This is a genomic window from Bacteroides caecigallinarum, assembly GCF_016902295.1.
Classification (GTDB): domain Bacteria; phylum Bacteroidota; class Bacteroidia; order Bacteroidales; family Bacteroidaceae; genus Phocaeicola; species Phocaeicola caecigallinarum_A.
Genome location: NZ_JACJLQ010000263.1, coordinates 1 through 202 on the forward strand (window position 1 = coordinate 1; position 202 = coordinate 202).

Annotated in this window: 1 rRNA gene; it reads left to right on the forward strand. The window is 52.5% G+C overall.

What is annotated here, in order from left to right:
• Positions 1–202, forward strand: a 23S ribosomal RNA gene (locus H6A27_RS15945); the annotation flags it as partial.

The window sequence follows — 202 nt, forward strand, 5'->3', positions numbered from 1 at the left end:
CGCCGGCTGACGGAATAGCCGGTTAAAGAGTGTAGACGTCGATTCCCGCAGGCAAATCCACGGGAAGAGTCGAACTTGAGAGTACACCAACACCTTCGGGTAGCGGTGATAGTGTGGGTAAGCAGACTGCCGAGAAAATCCGCTAAACATAACGTTGTAGGTACCCGTACCGCAAACGGACACACGTAGTCGGGTTGAATAT